Origin of the sequence: Cobetia sp. SIMBA_158, assembly GCF_046566945.1 — a bacterium.
GTDB lineage: Bacteria > Pseudomonadota > Gammaproteobacteria > Pseudomonadales > Halomonadaceae > Cobetia > Cobetia amphilecti.
Window position 1 is genome coordinate 1 of the sequence record NZ_JAWJYL010001149.1, and the last position, 233, is coordinate 233.

The 233-nt window shown below is 59.7% G+C and carries 1 protein-coding gene; it reads left to right on the plus strand.

The genetic code is table 11. The features are described 5' to 3' along the window. On the plus strand, window positions 1-233 hold a 233-nt coding region (locus R2R70_RS23355), incomplete at both ends, for a PTS sugar transporter subunit IIA (protein ID WP_410979400.1).

Here is a 233-nt window from a genome sequence, read left to right on the forward strand (position 1 = left end):
GGCGGAGAATAAATCCATCCGCCTGCAGGCTGAAGCTGAGACATGGCAGGACGCAGTAAAAATCGGCGTTGACCTGCTGGTGGCGGCGGATGTTGTCGAGCCGCGTTACTACCAGGCGATTCTGGATGCGGTTGAACAGCACGGTCCGTACTTTGTGCTCGCACCAGGCCTGGCAATGCCGCACGGTCGCCCGGAAGAGGGCGTTAAGAAAACCGGTTTTGCGCTGGTGACGC